Raw genomic sequence first — 13,885 nt, forward strand, 5'->3', positions numbered from 1 at the left:
TCGGAGCCGAGATCGGCGAGCGACGCTTGGACGGCATCCAGGTAGCCGCTGTCTCGCGCGCAGTTGCAGCCTTCCTTACACTCGTGCGCTTGCTCGTAGGCGATCTGAACCTTGGCCATGCCGAGAGACTACTACGCGACGGTGCGGTAGTCTTCCCAGCGGCCGGCAAGCAGTCGATTGGCCTCGGAACGACGGCGTCCCGGCTCGGGCATTCGGTCCGGGTCGGGCGCCGCCGGGAACCGATCAGGCGAGACCGTCGGCGGCGTTGTCGTCCCAGACGGTCGCCGGACGGATGTACGTCATCGCGACGTGCTCGTTGCGATGCCCGGTCTGCCGCATGATGTTGTGCAGACTACGGCCGCTCGCGGCGGCGCTCGTGACGAAGCCTGCGCGCAGCGAGTGACCGCTGAAGCGCGCCGGGTCGAGTCCTGCGAGCCTTGCGACGCGCTTGATGATCAGGGTCACGCTCTGATCGGAGAGCGCCTCCGTAGCGACGTTGCCTCCGCGATCGATGCGCCGGAACAGCGGACCTTCGGCGATCTCGCCGGCCTCCATCCACGCGCGCAGCAGCCGCACCGGACAGACGCGCGCATGCTTCATGGTCGGCACGGGCACATCGCGCCCAGCGCGGAGCTGGTCGGTCTTGCTCTTTCGGATCTTCAAGACGAGTCCTTCGGGGCAGAACTCGATGTCACGCACCGTGAGCGCGACGAGCTCGGAGCGTCGCAGTGCGCCGAAGAACCCGAGCGCCAGGAGCGCCCGATCACGAGCCCCCGCGATGGTGCTCGGACAGAGAATGAGACACGCGCGCAGATCGTCGACCTCGAGCGGCGCCGCTTTCTTCTGCGCGGTGCCCACCTCCCGCGCGATGCCGTGCATGACGCGAACGATGGCTGGGTGCGCGTGCGGCCAGTCGTGGCCCGCGTCGCGCTGCGCGAAGATGATCGCGGCCAGGGCGCGATCGAGCGTGGCGTAGCTCTTGGGCACCTTGCTCTCGTACTGCTTGCCGCCGCGACCGGTCCAGCGAACCGCCACCTCGCCGTCGGCGAGCGCGGCGAGGTAGACCGCCACGATCTCTGGCGTCGTCGGTAGGCTCGCGAGCTTCTTGTCTGCGGCCCACGCGGCGAATCTGGCGAAGTCCCGCGCGTAGCCCTCGCGCGTGGTCGCGGACACCTTGAGCTTCGCGTAGTCGGCCGCGCGACCGACGAGCTTTTCCAGGGACGAGGGCGACGGCTTAGCGAGGGCGGAACGACGGCGCATCCGCCCCCACGTACCACGGTGCGGCGCCTTGTCGATAGTGAATCGACCGTGGCTAGTTCGTGTAGCGGGCGCCGCTTGGGGCGTCGTAGATGGCGCTGTACCTGTCGATGTTGGCGCTGCTGACCGTGATACCGCTCGTCGGTCCAGCGACCCAGAGCAGGCCCATGAGCCGTCCGAGCGACGACACGCGGCAGCGGCGATCTGAGCAGGACGGCAGGCGTCACGGGCGGCCTCGGCAGCTCGCACGGTCCGTCTCCGCAGCGCACCGATGCCGAGGCCGCAGCCTTGACTGGCGTGATCGGCAGTGGTGCAGGTGCCTGCGATGGCTGCGAGCAGCCTACCAGCAGAGCGGTGAGCGCGACGCGTCGCATCGCTCAGTTCGTGAACTTCCCGCCCGTCAGAAGATCCCACAGCCCAGGCCCGGCTGCCGCCCCGGTGTCGATGTTGCCCGAGGTCAGCGTGATACCATCGGTCCAGACGCCGCTACCCGCGTACCCGGATCCCGTCGTGACCGAGGTCGACGAGGCCGAGTTGAACGCGAGCGTTGTGACCTGCATGTTGTTGGCCCACAAGCCGCCGGTACGATTGATCGCTGCTGCGTTCTGGTAGACCTTGAACGTCGTCGCGCCCCAGACCGACGGAGCCGTTGCGGCACGCATGACGAAGCTTGCGCCTGGATAGACAGAGGTCGTCCCGCCCGCGAAGTGCACGTCGTAGGCGTTGGTGAAGCCGAAGAAGAAGGGGCCGCCGTGCATGATGACGTCGTTGCGCAAGCTCACGACGCCGTTGGCGACCGCGCTGCCGCCGAGCGTACCGACCGCTCCTCCGTAGAAGCTCGGGTCTCCGAAGAACGTCCCCGACTGCGGAAACCAGCATCCAGCCAGAGATGGGTTCGGGATGGACAGGGCCAGCGAAGCGTTGTCGCCGAGGTTGATGTTGATGGCGCTGTCCGCGCGCACCATGCTCATCGTGAGCAAGCCGCCCGCGCGCACGGTGAACGTGCTGGTTCCCGGCGTGTTTGATGGATCGGCCACATCGAAGCTCTGAAGCCAGGTCATGCCCGAGGTGTTGGTGCCGCCAAACGCCGACATCGAGCCCAGGTTGGGCAAGAGCGCGTCGATGAAGATCGACGGCACCGAGTAGAGTTGAGCGGTGTCGGACGATCCGGTCCACGAGGCGCCGTTTTCCACGAAGATGCCGCCGGTCGAGTTCTTCGGCGTCGTGAGGGCGGCTCCCGCTTGCGGTGAAGTGCATGTCGCCGTACTGACCGCAAGGCTGTCGATGTAGCAGTAGGAGCCTCCGACGATCGTGGAGTCGAACAGCAGTTGACCCTGAGCAGCAGCTCCCGGCATGCCTGCCACCTGAAAGTCGGTTCCCGCCGCACCGCGACTGATCTGAGTGACCGCGCCGATCGTGAACGGGCTGCCGACGGGGACTAGCGCTCCGGTCATCGCGAACATACCATCGGGTGCGCTCGGCCCGAACACGCCCCACGGATCCGCGCTTGCTGATCCGGCTGGCTGCGACGACATCAGATGCAGCGTCGTCACGTGGCTTGGCGCGTTGAAAGTCGGGTAGCGCGTGCCCCATCGCGAGAATGCTTGAGCGACGGTCAGAAGCGGCCCAATCCCAGCACCACCACAGGTCGCCGACGTCCCGCTGTTGGCGTCGCTCGCGCATCCGGTGCCGTTGGCGAAGTCGAAGTACCAGTCGGGCACGGTACACGCGGGGCCGCAGTTGCCGGCCGTTCCGCTTCCGGCCGCCATGAGCGGCTTGATCCCGGCGCATGCCCACGAGCCATCGGCGCGACGGCAGGCCGCACTCGCGATCTGTGCTGGCGTACGCGAGTCGAGCTTTGGAACGACCGCCTTGAACGGAGGGCGAACGACACCCCGATCGTCGTCAGGTGCAGCCGTCGTAGCGGATGCCGGGGCGATGCTGGCGTCTGGCGCGCCCGTCGGCTTTCCGGACGTGGCGCAGGCTGCAACGGCGCATGCAAGCGCCAAGACCAGAGCAACGTACTTGTTCATTCTCGTTCTCCGTTCACTATCGACAAGGGCGCGCTTCAGTTGATGTCCCATTCGAAGCCATCCCACACGGCCACGACAGTCGTGCCCAAGCCGAACGCTTGCGGCGTGCCCGCCGGAATCAAGGTTCCCGATGCCGCGTAGCCGCCGATGGGCGTCGCAGAGCATCCGGACGTGACCACCTGCGCGGGCGTATCACCCGTGCCCCAGAACTTGTGTTCCAGATAATGCATCTCGCCGATGTACGTGCCGGGTGACAACTGCGCTGTGGACGTTTGGTTGGCTGTCGGCCCCGTGCCGACGGTGCTCATGATGATGAAGCGGTCGGTCGGCTGCACCGCATAGGTCTGGCCGGACACTGTCGCCGCGCTCGTGTACCCCAGGCCCGTGCCGCCGATAATGCCGGCCACCTGCGCTTGTAGCTTCTTGATGAGCAGAAGCACCCAGTCGCGATCTCTCCACCACTGCGCGCTCATGTCTTCTTCTCCATCACGGCACCGTCCACTCTGTTCCGTCCCACCTGAGCGTGTAGCTCGAGCCCTGTGCCGTGATCGCAGATGTCGTGACCAGACCCGCGGCGCCCGACATCGACTGCCCCGAGTAGGGCACCATGGCGAAACCCGCATTGACGTTCACCGTCGGCGGCGTGGGTCCGCCTGCGTCGGGCGCCGCCCACGCCCACCAGTAGAACGTCACCGTCTGCCCGACGAAGGCTGCGGCGTGCATGTCGGCCGTCGCCGTCGTGCCCCCCGTCGTGTCGAACCGGACTACGCAATCGCTCGCGAGCAGGCTGTAGGTCTGCCCCGAGGTGACCGTCGCCGAGGTGCAGGGCAGCCCCGGGCTGACCGAGATGAGGTTGTACAGAGCCTGCAGGCTGGCGTCCTGACAGAGCCCCGTGCCCGAGCCGCCTTGCGGGATGCTCGCGCCGTAGAGCTTGATGATCTGCTGAACGGTGGCGTCCTGCGCCAGGCCGGTACCGGAGCCGCCCGTGGCGGCAGCCATCGGAGTCGTGGCGTCAGGTAGCACCTGCTGCGCGGCCGGCTGCGACTGGCACGCGAGGCACAGCAGGGTCAGGAGCGCCAGCCGCTTCATGGCCAGAGACTACCCCGGAACCGCGGAAGCGCGAAAAGCTAGGCCGTCGCCGCCCGGAAAGGCAGCAGGTAGCCCGGCTGCTTGTACTCCCGCCAGGCCAGGTACCCCAGGCCCGCGAGCGACAGGGCGGCGGCGGCGGCGAGGGCGAGATCGGCTACCGGGATTGCGAAGGGTGAGGCGCTGGGCGGCGCGACCGGCTGCACATTGCGCAGGGTGTTCATCCACGAGGCGATGCCGTTCTGGTAGTTCGTGTACGCCTGCTGCGTGATGACCTGTCCGTTCGACGGGTCGACGCGGCCCACGCATCCCAAGTAGCACCCCGCCTCCAGCTTGGCGGTGTAGCCGGCGAGATCGTTGTTCTCGGCGTAGGGGAGCAGGCCGTGCGAAGTGATCCATCCGAGCATCGACTTCGCGCCCGAGACGGGATCGTCGAAGGCGATGTACTTCATGTTCGGCACGCCCTGCGTCATCCACGAGATGCCGGCGGCGATCTGCGAGGCGCTGGGGGTCGTGTTGCCGAAGTTGTAGTTGTTGAAGCCGTGACCTGTCGTCGAGCCCCACGCGTTGGTCTCCACCGCACTCTGGGCGGCGACCATGGGCAGCGCGCTCTGCGGGACGCCGGCCGCGAGCAGAGCGCCAAGAGCTTGCGCTCGCGTCAGTGGAGTCGGCGTGGTGGCAACCTCACCCATGCCCGCAGCCTACCCCGCTTTTGCTCGGGCGCCGAACTCGTGCGATTCTGAGCACATGACCCGAACCGGAAGCGCTTGGACGACAGCGGCAGGAGCAGTCGGGGGTCTGCTCGTTGGACTCGTGGGTGGGCGACTCGCCACCGGCAGCATCAGCGATTCTTCGACCAGAGCCAACGTGGTACTCCTGAGCAGTTCGCTCTTCGCTGCTGCCGGAGCCGGCATCGCCTCCTACGCTTCCAGCAAGAACCTGTTGGCGTCGTGATGAACAACGGAAGCGGGCATCTCGAGTCGTTCGAAGACGTCGAGAACGAGTTTCGCGCCGTGCGCGTCGAGCGCGCCAACGACGTCGGCGCGATCATGCAAGCCATCGGCAGGCTCGCCGCCGAGGTCTCGGGTCTGCGCAAGGCCGACGACGAGCTGCGGCGTGTGCTCATCGAGGGCGGCTTTCCGCACCGGACCGACGACACCGGCTCGCACGATCTGCGCGAAACGTACGCTCAGCTCAAGGCGCTCGCATCAGATCCCTCCAGCCCGTTCGGCCCCAACGACCTGCGCACCGCGGTGGAGCGCGTGACCGAAGAAATGCGTCTCCGGGCCGAGGTGGGCACCTGGCGCAAGATCAAGGCATTCCCCTCGTGGGCGGCGCGCAAGGCGGCTGCCAAGGCGCTCGAATGGGCCGTCATCGCGGCTCTGGCCGCGGGAGCCGCGGAGCTCTGGCGGCTCTTGCATCACTAGGGCAGGCGCGGGCGGCCCCCGCTGCGGCGGCTCCGGCGCACTGAGCTACGATAGGGGTGTGAGCAAGAAGACCAGACGCCACCGCGAGCACGTCGGGCCGAAGAACAGTTCGGCCAAGTCGGGGTACTACGGCACCCGGATTGAAGCGAATACGACGGGCAAGAAGGCGCGGCGGGAGGTGGACCGTGAGCTCGTGGTTGCGTCGGACGGAGAGGTGATCCCGTTCACCGAGGCTGAGATAGCGGAGGCGATCCGGCAGGAGTTCGGCGTCGAGGTCGGAGCCGCGAAACGGAGACGGACCGCTGGATCGCTGATGGTGACGCGTAGGCTCGTTGTCTTACTCCAGGAAGCAACCGATGGTTGGTACGTAGACCGTCTCGATGGGCTCGTCGGCGGCTCTCGCGATGAACTCGTGCACGGCGGCCACGAACACCGACTCCGCACACTCGGCAGAACACAGCAGAACAAATGCCGGGCTTACCTTGGGGTCGGGTCTGCCATCCTTCGACATGCGGATGTACCACCATCCGACCGGATCGCTGCTCGGCGGAAACCTGTCTGGATAGGTCTTCTGCTTTCCGCATCTTGAACACGTGACCGTGACTAACACCCCGGTCTCCGGAGCGATTCCCGCCGTGGTCATCGTGCCGGCCCCGGACGACGAGCCGGCTCCGCCAGCGCGGCCAGCTCCGCATCGAGATCAACCGGAGGCAGCGAGTCGAGGCAGCGTCGGATCCAGTAGAGTTCCGTGTGGCCGCACACAGAGCACTCGGCGGCAACGGCTACGGCTCTCAGTTCGTGGTCGGCTAGCAAGATGTACGCATCTTGTACTGGACGCGCGAAACCGTCAATAAGGGGCGAAACAGATTTATTTTTGCCGCTAGGGCAGGCGCGGGCGACCGGCGAGCTTCAGGGCCAGCCAGAAGGCCGTCACGGTGGCGACGAGGGCCACGCCGGAGACGGCGACCAGGGGCCAGTTGGTCGCCTCGTGGTCGGGTGGACCGGCGTAGACGGCTGCCGTGGGGTCCGGCGTGTCGAGGTTGTCAGCCTCGGTGGCGCCGACGCCCGAGGTGCCTGCCTGTTGGAGAACGGCGACGCCCGAAATGCAGATGCCCTGGATCAACACTCCGTTGCGCCATGTCCAGCTGTGCGAACTTACCCAAAGGGCCACGGTCTGCCCGTTGTACGTCAGCGTCTGCGCGATGGTGCCGCGCTTGTAGTCGCGCACGTGGTCGCGGACGTGAATGGCCGCCTGCACGATGGGCGTCGGGACTTCGGCACCCCTCCATACGCGCCACCCGATCGGGATGGGTTCTTGCGGGCAGGGGACGCTCACGTCGCCCCCGCAGGCGGCGGCTCGGTCGCGCTCGTCGCGGCGCTAAGCCTCTCTCGGGCGATGTTTCGCTCGCGTTGGGTGGCGAAGCCGCGCTCGGACAGGGCCTGATCCATGGCGCAGCCGACCTCGTGACCGCCCTTGTAGTCCTCGTGGCCCCTCGCCAGATACTTCTCGTGGCCACCTCCGGGCTGTGGCCCCTCGCACACGGGGCATGCGGGCCACCGACTTCCATGAACCCACTCTGACGCGAGCAAGGCGACGTCGATCGCGGCGAGCATCACGAGCAGTACCCCGCGAACGCGAAGTGCGACAGGAACAGGCCCACCGTCCCGCCGAGGATGTAGAAGCTGAAGTCCATGAGCGAGTCGCTCCAACTGTCGCCCTCTCCCCAGCTGGCCGTGTCGACGATGAACTCCTTGGCGGCAGCCAGCACCGTGCCGATGCCGAAGGCCCAGAGGGTCCACGCGTCGTGCGAGAAGACGCCGAGCGCGAAGACGACCAGGGCGCCGCCCAGGAAGTGGCCGACCTGGGCAAGGTACTGAGGGTTCGACATCCACGACGCCCAGCTCACGATGCCCTCAACTCCCGCAGCTCGTCGTTGTCCACGCCGATGAGAAAATGCGCCGTCGTCCCCTGGGGTCGAGGCGCCGCGCAGAAGATGTTGGTGAACGGCCTACCGGCGAAGTCCGGCTTCTCCCCCAGCGCCGCACCGCACTCGGGACACTTGCCCGTCTTGATCGCCTTCTCCTGCGTCGCGGCCATCGACGTGTAGAGCACTTCCAGCTCGTCGATCTCCTGCTGGCTCATCGTCTTGAGAGCGCCGCGCTTCCACTCTTCCCAGCGCTCGACCTGCATCGCGCGCTTCTCGGCGCGCGTCAGCGGCCTCTCGCGGCATGGCCCGCAGAGCCAGACCAGACACGATGCGTTGCCGGCCTTCAGGGTGGCGCCGACGTCGGTCTCGTCCAGCTTGTGGCCGAAGTCGCCGACCATCTCCTGCACCTCTTGGGAGGTCGGCGCGCGGTGGCAGCGCTGGCAGCGCAGCGAGGAGCAGATACGGGCGGCTTCTACTAGCTGCATTCGTGATCCGTGGTCCACGGCTCGGCGCATTCCGAACACACCGGATGAGACTCGTTGGCTTCCTCGTCGGCCTCCATGACGTGCTCGCTGCCCAGCCGGCACACGCTGCCGACCATCTCGCAGTCGACCTCGTCCTCACCGGCCTCGCGAGCGGCGTCGACCAGCTTTCTCGCCTGCGGCTTGGAAATCTCGAGCCATGTGCCGGCCGTGTCGCTCACGAGCACGTAGCACTGCACGCTCGACGCGTTGGAGATACAGCCGCCAGCCGAACGGAGATTCATTGGTCGTCGAGCTCCTCGGAGGCGAAGCCGTCCCAGTTGAGCGCGTAGGCGCGCATCAGCGGATCGGTGGTCGGATCGGGCAGGTACCCCAACTGCTCAGCCTGCAGCGGCAGCGGCATCGGTGGCGCCGGGATGGTGTCGGGCGCTTCAGGCGGCGCGGTGTCGTCCGGATCCACGTCGCAGAGCCTATCACCTTCTGCCAGGGGGCTTCAAAGGCAGCGGCGCCAGCAGCACCGCCGGCACAGGCGTCCGCAGCTTCTCGCCCACCGGCACGTCCTTGGCGAGCAGCGGCGCCTCGGTGTCGACCTCCAGCCGCTGCGCCACGCCCTTGACGTAGTCGCGCTGCCGGGGCGTGAGCGGCCGGTACTTGTCCAGCATGCCGTCGAACGCCGCGAGGTGGCGCTCTTGATTCTCGTCGAGGTCTCCGAGATCGCGCAGGGCGGCGACGGTGGCGCGCAGCAGGCGGGCGTCTTCCGAGGAGAGGCGCTCCATCACTTCTTCTCCAGTCCCCCGCCGTACCCACACGCCAGCGCCGTGCGGTACTGCTCGAGCAGCTCGGTGCAGCGGGTCTGCGTCGCGGTGAGGTTGTCGAGCATCTGCTGGTTGTCGCGCGCCAAGATGAGGCAGACGCCGACGTGTGCGGCGTTCTTCTCGCGCAGCTCGCGGCATTCGGCGACCAGCTCCGCGATGCGTCGCTCCAGCACGTCGCGCCCCTGGCCGTCGGTCTTCGCCATCTCGTCGAGGTTCATCGTCTCATCTCCAGCCCGAGGTTCTTGAGCACCTCGCGGCACTCCTTGAGGCACTTCTTGCCGAAGCCGGCACGCTTGGCGTCGCGCGACGACAGGTCGATCTTGTCCATCAACTGCTCCAGATCACCAACCGTCTTGACCCCGAGCTGCCGGATGGCCAGCGCCGCGCGCACCGACAGCTCCAGTTCGTCCGCCGCGCGCATCCGGATCTCGCCCCGCTGGATGTCGGCGCGGATCTGCTTGCACGCGCCCTCGGCCATGTGCAGCGCCCCGTGGTAGGCGGGGTGGGCGTGGATCTGCAGGAAGGCCAGACCGGCGAGCAGTTCGGCGTCGGAGATCATCGCGTTCGATCCTTGCCGCACGCGCGGCACGCTGTTGCGCCCTTCTCCGTGCCGGTCCACACCCGGCACGCCTCGCAGAACCATCCCGGCAGCAGCACGTCCTTGAGCGCCTGCCGTGCCTCACGGATGGCATCGATCGCCACCCGCCCGTTGAGCTGGTGCGGACTGATGATCTCCTCGGCGATGGCGAGGCGGGCGTCGAGGGTCATCGCGGCACCCTGACGCGCGGCAACCTTCTGGACTGAACGCGGTCGCGCTTCTCCGGCACGAACTTCGTCACCTGATAGCCAGCCTTGCGGGCCTCTACAGTGTCGGTGGTGTCGTAGACGACGTAGTAGCCCGTGTCGTGGCGCACGAACCAGATCGCACGAGGCGGAGTAGGTAACTTCCTCACGGCACCCTCGGCGTGTGTGGCGCGATGCGATCGAGATCGGCCTCGAGCTGATGGACGCGCTCTTCGAGGTCGGCGATCTGGACCTTCTGGCGCGCGAGGTCGAGCGACTGCGCCTGCATCGCTGTCTTGACGTCACCGATGGCGAGTCCCGCGAACACGAGACCGATCGCGGTGAACAGGCCGCCCAGGCCGGCGAAGAAGATGCTTGGCCTCACGTTTTGTTTCCCTTCTCGCACTGCGGCTCGAGCGCGTGCCCCTTCATATGCACACGCATCTCGCGCAGCAGAGCGGGCGGCGGATCGTGACGGAGATCGATGGGCAGCGTCACGAGCAGGCACTTCAGCTCGATCGTGCAGGCGATCTCCACGAAGTGATTACCCTGCTCGTTGACGACGGGCTCGATCTTGAACGCCTCGTGCGCCCACGAGGGCCAGCGCTCGCGGTAAGCGGTCGCCTCATCTTTCGAGAGCGGTTTCACAGCGACCCCCGGTGCAGCCCGATGACGTACCCCAGTGCCAGTTCGTCATCCTCGTCCCAGCGATCGGCCAACTCGGTGAAGATGGTCCGTTTGCACTTGGGACCGGAGACGACGATGTGTGGCGCAGCTGGTCGCACACCAGCGTTCCTGCATAGCTCTCGCCTCGCCAGCGCCGCTCCCAGCTCCACCCAGCTGCCGCACGCGCCCCTGTCGTTGGCCGCGAGCAGCCAGACGATGTCGGCCGCCAGCACGCCGTCGAGATCGGCCTGGGCGTACTTGCGGCGGTCGGCGTCGGTCAGCAGGCTGTCGCCGCCGGAGCCGATGCCGTTGAAGGAGCGGCACGCACATTCGGATGGCGGCGCGGAGAGATCATTGAACGCCATGCCCCCCTCGGTTCCGAACCAGCAGCGCGTGCCGTGGCTGCACCCCGACTCTAGCCCGTCACACGCAAACGGCGCGTGCTTCTGCCGATGGTGCCCGCACGCGCACACGTCGCCCTCGGCCTGAGTCCAGTCGCAGGTGATCTCGACGCCTGCCTCGCGCAGCTTGGCGATCATCGGTCGCGGCCGATGATGCTGCTCCACCCAGGCGCCTGCGATGTAGATGGCCGTCATTCGGCCGCAACCTCCTTGCCATCCCGCCACTCCCCCGCCTCGATCCGGTCGGCCATCTGCGCGGGCGATCCGGCCCAGTTATTCTCGTTCCACTCGGCGCGCACCCAGGCAGCGATCTGCTTGGCGATGCGGTTCTCCATGCGAGTCGAGATCGCTTCGGTGACCGGCGCCGACGGCGTCTCGATCTTCTTGCCCGTCACGATCTCGCGCGCCTTCTTCGCGTTCTTTGAGCGCTTCTTGCCCGGCGTGCGGGGCGCTTCGGCCTGCAGCTTCTCGAGGCGCTTCTTGGCTTCTTCCGGCTCGAGCTTGGCGAGCTGGTAGCCGTCGCTGGCCGAAATCTTCTCGGCCTCGACGGCCTTGCGGACCGCCGCAGGCGCGTCGAGCAAGGCGATCATGTTCTTCACGGTTGCGGCCGAGACGCACAGCATCTGGCCGATCTCCTCGTCGCCGAAGCCTCGCTCCTTCAGGCGCACGACCTTCTTGGCCTTGACCAGCGGCGAGTCCTTCTGGTCGCCCTCGTTGGCCGAGATCATCGTCGCCATCCGCGCCTTGGTCCCGCGGTTGGCCGGATACCAGCGGATGCGTAGCGGCGGCAGTCCCTGCTTCTTGAGGCGCCGGTTGGCCTCGATGCAGGCGCGCACGCGCTGTCGTCCGTTGACGACGTGGATCTTGCTCGTCTCCGGATCGCGGAAGCACGCGATGGGCACGAGCACGCCCTGCGGTGCCTCCCCATTGGGAGCGAACAGGATGCTGGCGACCAGATCCTCGCTGACGGCGAGCTTGACGCGCTCGTCGAACATGTCGCTCGACTCGTCTGTGTCGATGACCAGCTTCTCGGGCTCGATCGCCCACATGTCCTGATGCGATCCGCCGTCTTTCGCTTTCTTGTGGGCCATCTCTCTTCCTCTCTTTCGAAACGTTCGACGGCGCGGGTGCGCGCCTATTCACACGTCGAGCATGAACCAGCGGTTGCCGCGACCGGGGCCTCAAGGCCCGAGGCGGCAGGCTTCAGGTACGGGCCGATGGCCTTGGTGACCCACTGCGGACGTCGCGTAGAAGTCGTCCACGCGGCGCTCGTGGCCGTCGAGGTTGCGGCCGGTGGCGCTCACGGCGCGTTCCCCGGCAGCGGCAGCACCTCGAACAGATGAAACACCAGCTCGCCGTCGAGCAGCTGGAACGTGTCGATGTGGTTCCAGTGCTCGAATCGAGAGTGCTCGACCTCTTCACCCGTGGCGACGATCTGAAAGTTGCGCCGGATGATCCGCGCGTCCGGATCCGCGGGGCTGCGTCGCACCCACATCTGCGGCTTGTCCTGCTGGGCCTGCGCCGAGAGGATCTCGGTGTTGGCCGGCAGGTCCAGGTAGAAGTCGCCCGTGACGGGCAACGGATACTTCCAGATCACCCAGCAGTTCACCACGTTGCCGTCAGCTTTCGTCTTCCACATCGCTCCTGCTCCCGTCCTTGGTCGCGCGTGGCCGCGCAGTTCGCGGTCGGTGGGTTGGACGAGGGACTCCCCGCCGTTATTCAAGCCGCCCACGGCACCAGTCTCCCCTCGACGTAGACCGGCTTTGCCTTTTTTGACCAGCAGCGGGCCAGCAGTGGCTCAACACGCGCAGGCACATCGGGCAGAAACTCGTTGGCCCCCTGCACCATGATCCGGCCCAGCTCCATCGCCACCTCGTGCGCGCCGGGCACGTCGTCGGTCTCGAGGATGACCTCGTCGTGGACGAAGTTCACGGGCCGTGATCCGTACAGGACACTGTCGGGCTGCGAGTAACACGCTCGCGAGACGAGGTACGCAGCGCGCTTGGCCGCATCTGCACCCAAGCCCTGGAAGTACGTGTTGCACGCCGCCGTGTAGTGGCACCCCCCACGCAGCCGGTCGGAAAAGATCTGCTTGACCAGGGCCTCGCCCGTGTCCTCGTCGACCAGCTCGCCGACGTGCTGGAAGAAGAGGCGCATCTCGGGCCACCGACCGAGCCACGCGTCCTTGAGCTCCTTGGCGCGCTCCTCGGTCAGGTGCACGCCGTAGGTCTTGCGAGCAAAGAGGCACAACTTCTCTGCGCCGAGGCCCCCCGGGAAGCCGAAGTTGGCGACCTTCGCCGTCTGCCGCGCGTTGTCGACCGCCTCGTCGCCGGCCTTCTTGCGCGCGACGGCCGCCTCGTACGAGATGCCCAGAATGTCGGCCGCGAACGCCGTGTGCGGATCGAGACCGGCGTTGAGCACCTGGGCCAGGTGCGACTGTCCGAACTTCGTCACGCACACCTGCGCAAGCGTGTGCAGCTCCAGTCCGGAGAAGTCGGCCTGAGCAAACACCTTGCCGGGTCTCGGGATGAAACACTCTCGGATGCCCATCAGACCGCCCTCCGAAACTTGCTCAGCAAACGCGCCCGCTGCAATCGCTCCAACCCCGCTACCAGTTGCTTCAGTTCCTCAAGACTTGCATCGGTCTTGATGTGATTGGCCCGCCAGGAGATGACCCAGACGTTGCCCTTCACGTATCCGAGCGAAGAGTCGATGCGATCAAGCGAAGGTGTGCTGCCCGCCTGAACTCCCGGCTTGCGCTCAAGCGCGATCCCCAACAACGGGCAGGTCTTCGGGATGATGATGTCCAACAACTCCAGATCAAAAGATATGCCGTGCTTCTTGGCGCGCGCTCTGGACCGTCTGAGTATGTGCGCTTCCAGATTCGTCGCACACCACTCTCGCTGCTGGCTTCTTACGCGCTCTCTATTTCTTTCATGCCAAGCTCTCTGCGACTTCCGCGTTTGCTCTCGGACTCGAGGAGATTTTTTCTTCTCTCGGATCTTCT

General features: G+C 66.5%; 24 protein-coding genes. 2 read left to right on the top strand and 22 right to left on the bottom strand.

Annotated features, from left to right (window positions below):
• Positions 1 to 243: 243 nt before the first annotated feature.
• The 5 genes from ACYDAT_RS14160 to ACYDAT_RS14180 form a co-directional block, all read right to left on the bottom strand.
• Positions 244 to 1,260 (bottom strand): site-specific integrase, encoded by a 1,017-nt coding sequence (locus ACYDAT_RS14160; protein ID WP_461450895.1) that lies wholly within the window; start codon positions 1,258 to 1,260, stop codon positions 244 to 246.
• Between the two features lie 374 nt (positions 1,261 to 1,634).
• Positions 1,635 to 3,290: a hypothetical protein gene (locus tag ACYDAT_RS14165; RefSeq protein WP_461450897.1), complete on the bottom strand. Its 1,656-nt coding sequence runs from the start codon at positions 3,288 to 3,290 to the stop codon at positions 1,635 to 1,637.
• A 35-nt stretch (positions 3,291 to 3,325) separates the two neighbouring features.
• A complete protein-coding gene (locus tag ACYDAT_RS14170; protein ID WP_461450899.1) occupies positions 3,326 to 3,763 on the bottom strand; it encodes a hypothetical protein in 438 nt (145 codons plus the stop codon).
• Positions 3,764 to 3,776: 13 nt separating this feature from the next.
• Positions 3,777 to 4,379, bottom strand: coding sequence for a hypothetical protein (locus ACYDAT_RS14175; RefSeq protein ID WP_461450901.1), 603 nt, complete (start codon positions 4,377 to 4,379; stop codon positions 3,777 to 3,779).
• Positions 4,380 to 4,417: 38 nt separating this feature from the next.
• A complete protein-coding gene (locus tag ACYDAT_RS14180) occupies positions 4,418 to 5,068 on the bottom strand; it encodes a hypothetical protein (RefSeq protein WP_461450903.1) in 651 nt (216 codons plus the stop codon).
• A 261-nt stretch (positions 5,069 to 5,329) separates the two neighbouring features.
• On the opposite strand from ACYDAT_RS14180, the gene ACYDAT_RS14185 reads away from it, so the two are divergent.
• On the top strand, positions 5,330 to 5,803 hold the full coding sequence (locus ACYDAT_RS14185; RefSeq protein ID WP_461450905.1) for a hypothetical protein: 474 nt from the start codon (positions 5,330 to 5,332) through the stop codon (positions 5,801 to 5,803).
• A gap of 58 nt (positions 5,804 to 5,861) precedes the next feature.
• On the top strand, positions 5,862 to 6,392 hold the full coding sequence (locus tag ACYDAT_RS14190) for a hypothetical protein (RefSeq protein WP_461450907.1): 531 nt from the start codon (positions 5,862 to 5,864) through the stop codon (positions 6,390 to 6,392).
• Positions 6,393 to 6,683: 291 nt separating this feature from the next.
• On the opposite strand, the gene ACYDAT_RS14195 is transcribed toward ACYDAT_RS14190, so the two are convergent.
• From ACYDAT_RS14195 to ACYDAT_RS14275, 17 genes are all read right to left on the bottom strand, one after another.
• The gene (locus ACYDAT_RS14195; protein ID WP_461450909.1) at positions 6,684 to 7,061 is read right to left on the bottom strand and encodes a hypothetical protein; all 378 of its coding nucleotides are present in this window, start codon (positions 7,059 to 7,061) and stop codon (positions 6,684 to 6,686) included.
• A 355-nt stretch (positions 7,062 to 7,416) separates the two neighbouring features.
• The gene (locus ACYDAT_RS14200; RefSeq protein WP_461450911.1) at positions 7,417 to 7,710 is read right to left on the bottom strand and encodes a hypothetical protein; all 294 of its coding nucleotides are present in this window, start codon (positions 7,708 to 7,710) and stop codon (positions 7,417 to 7,419) included.
• Positions 7,707 to 8,216, bottom strand: coding sequence for a hypothetical protein (locus ACYDAT_RS14205; protein WP_461450913.1), 510 nt, complete (start codon positions 8,214 to 8,216; stop codon positions 7,707 to 7,709). The genes ACYDAT_RS14200 and ACYDAT_RS14205 overlap by 4 nt, the downstream gene beginning before the upstream one ends.
• Positions 8,207 to 8,497 (bottom strand): hypothetical protein, encoded by a 291-nt coding sequence (locus tag ACYDAT_RS14210; protein WP_461450915.1) that lies wholly within the window; start codon positions 8,495 to 8,497, stop codon positions 8,207 to 8,209. The genes ACYDAT_RS14205 and ACYDAT_RS14210 overlap by 10 nt, the downstream gene beginning before the upstream one ends.
• Positions 8,494 to 8,673, bottom strand: coding sequence for a hypothetical protein (locus tag ACYDAT_RS14215; RefSeq protein WP_461450917.1), 180 nt, complete (start codon positions 8,671 to 8,673; stop codon positions 8,494 to 8,496). Before ACYDAT_RS14215 ends, ACYDAT_RS14210 begins: the two co-directional genes overlap by 4 nt.
• Positions 8,674 to 8,686: 13 nt before the next feature.
• Complete coding sequence (locus ACYDAT_RS14220; protein ID WP_461450919.1) at positions 8,687 to 8,989, bottom strand: hypothetical protein; 303 nt, start codon at positions 8,987 to 8,989, stop codon at positions 8,687 to 8,689.
• Entirely contained in the window at positions 8,989 to 9,246 is a 258-nt protein-coding gene (locus tag ACYDAT_RS14225) for a hypothetical protein (protein WP_461450921.1), read from the bottom strand. The genes ACYDAT_RS14220 and ACYDAT_RS14225 overlap by 1 nt, the downstream gene beginning before the upstream one ends.
• On the bottom strand, positions 9,243 to 9,587 hold the full coding sequence (locus ACYDAT_RS14230) for a DNA-directed RNA polymerase subunit alpha C-terminal domain-containing protein (RefSeq protein ID WP_461450923.1): 345 nt from the start codon (positions 9,585 to 9,587) through the stop codon (positions 9,243 to 9,245). Before ACYDAT_RS14230 ends, ACYDAT_RS14225 begins: the two co-directional genes overlap by 4 nt.
• Complete coding sequence (locus ACYDAT_RS14235) at positions 9,584 to 9,796, bottom strand: hypothetical protein (protein ID WP_461450925.1); 213 nt, start codon at positions 9,794 to 9,796, stop codon at positions 9,584 to 9,586. The genes ACYDAT_RS14230 and ACYDAT_RS14235 overlap by 4 nt, the downstream gene beginning before the upstream one ends.
• Positions 9,793 to 9,942 carry a hypothetical protein gene (locus ACYDAT_RS14240; RefSeq protein ID WP_461450926.1) on the bottom strand — a complete coding sequence of 50 codons (150 nt, stop codon included), beginning with the start codon at positions 9,940 to 9,942 and terminating at the stop codon, positions 9,793 to 9,795. Before ACYDAT_RS14240 ends, ACYDAT_RS14235 begins: the two co-directional genes overlap by 4 nt.
• Positions 9,943 to 9,977: 35 nt before the next feature.
• Positions 9,978 to 10,196 (bottom strand): hypothetical protein, encoded by a 219-nt coding sequence (locus ACYDAT_RS14245; RefSeq protein ID WP_461450927.1) that lies wholly within the window; start codon positions 10,194 to 10,196, stop codon positions 9,978 to 9,980.
• Positions 10,193 to 10,459 carry a hypothetical protein gene (locus ACYDAT_RS14250; RefSeq protein ID WP_461450929.1) on the bottom strand — a complete coding sequence of 89 codons (267 nt, stop codon included), beginning with the start codon at positions 10,457 to 10,459 and terminating at the stop codon, positions 10,193 to 10,195. Before ACYDAT_RS14250 ends, ACYDAT_RS14245 begins: the two co-directional genes overlap by 4 nt.
• Positions 10,456 to 11,073: a hypothetical protein gene (locus ACYDAT_RS14255; protein ID WP_461450931.1), complete on the bottom strand. Its 618-nt coding sequence runs from the start codon at positions 11,071 to 11,073 to the stop codon at positions 10,456 to 10,458. The genes ACYDAT_RS14250 and ACYDAT_RS14255 overlap by 4 nt, the downstream gene beginning before the upstream one ends.
• Positions 11,070 to 11,969, bottom strand: a complete 900-nt coding sequence (locus tag ACYDAT_RS14260) for a ParB/RepB/Spo0J family partition protein (protein WP_461450933.1) — start codon at positions 11,967 to 11,969, stop codon at positions 11,070 to 11,072. The genes ACYDAT_RS14255 and ACYDAT_RS14260 overlap by 4 nt, the downstream gene beginning before the upstream one ends.
• 209 nt (positions 11,970 to 12,178) lie before the next feature.
• On the bottom strand, positions 12,179 to 12,517 hold the full coding sequence (locus ACYDAT_RS14265; protein ID WP_461450935.1) for a DUF7352 domain-containing protein: 339 nt from the start codon (positions 12,515 to 12,517) through the stop codon (positions 12,179 to 12,181).
• Between the two features lie 80 nt (positions 12,518 to 12,597).
• Complete coding sequence (locus tag ACYDAT_RS14270; protein ID WP_461450937.1) at positions 12,598 to 13,428, bottom strand: DNA polymerase; 831 nt, start codon at positions 13,426 to 13,428, stop codon at positions 12,598 to 12,600.
• Positions 13,428 to 13,885, bottom strand: a 458-nt coding sequence (locus ACYDAT_RS14275) for a hypothetical protein (RefSeq protein WP_461450939.1), incomplete at its 5' end; no start/stop codon positions are given. The genes ACYDAT_RS14275 and ACYDAT_RS14270, both read right to left, overlap by 1 nt.

The organism is Metallibacterium sp., assembly GCF_054637675.1.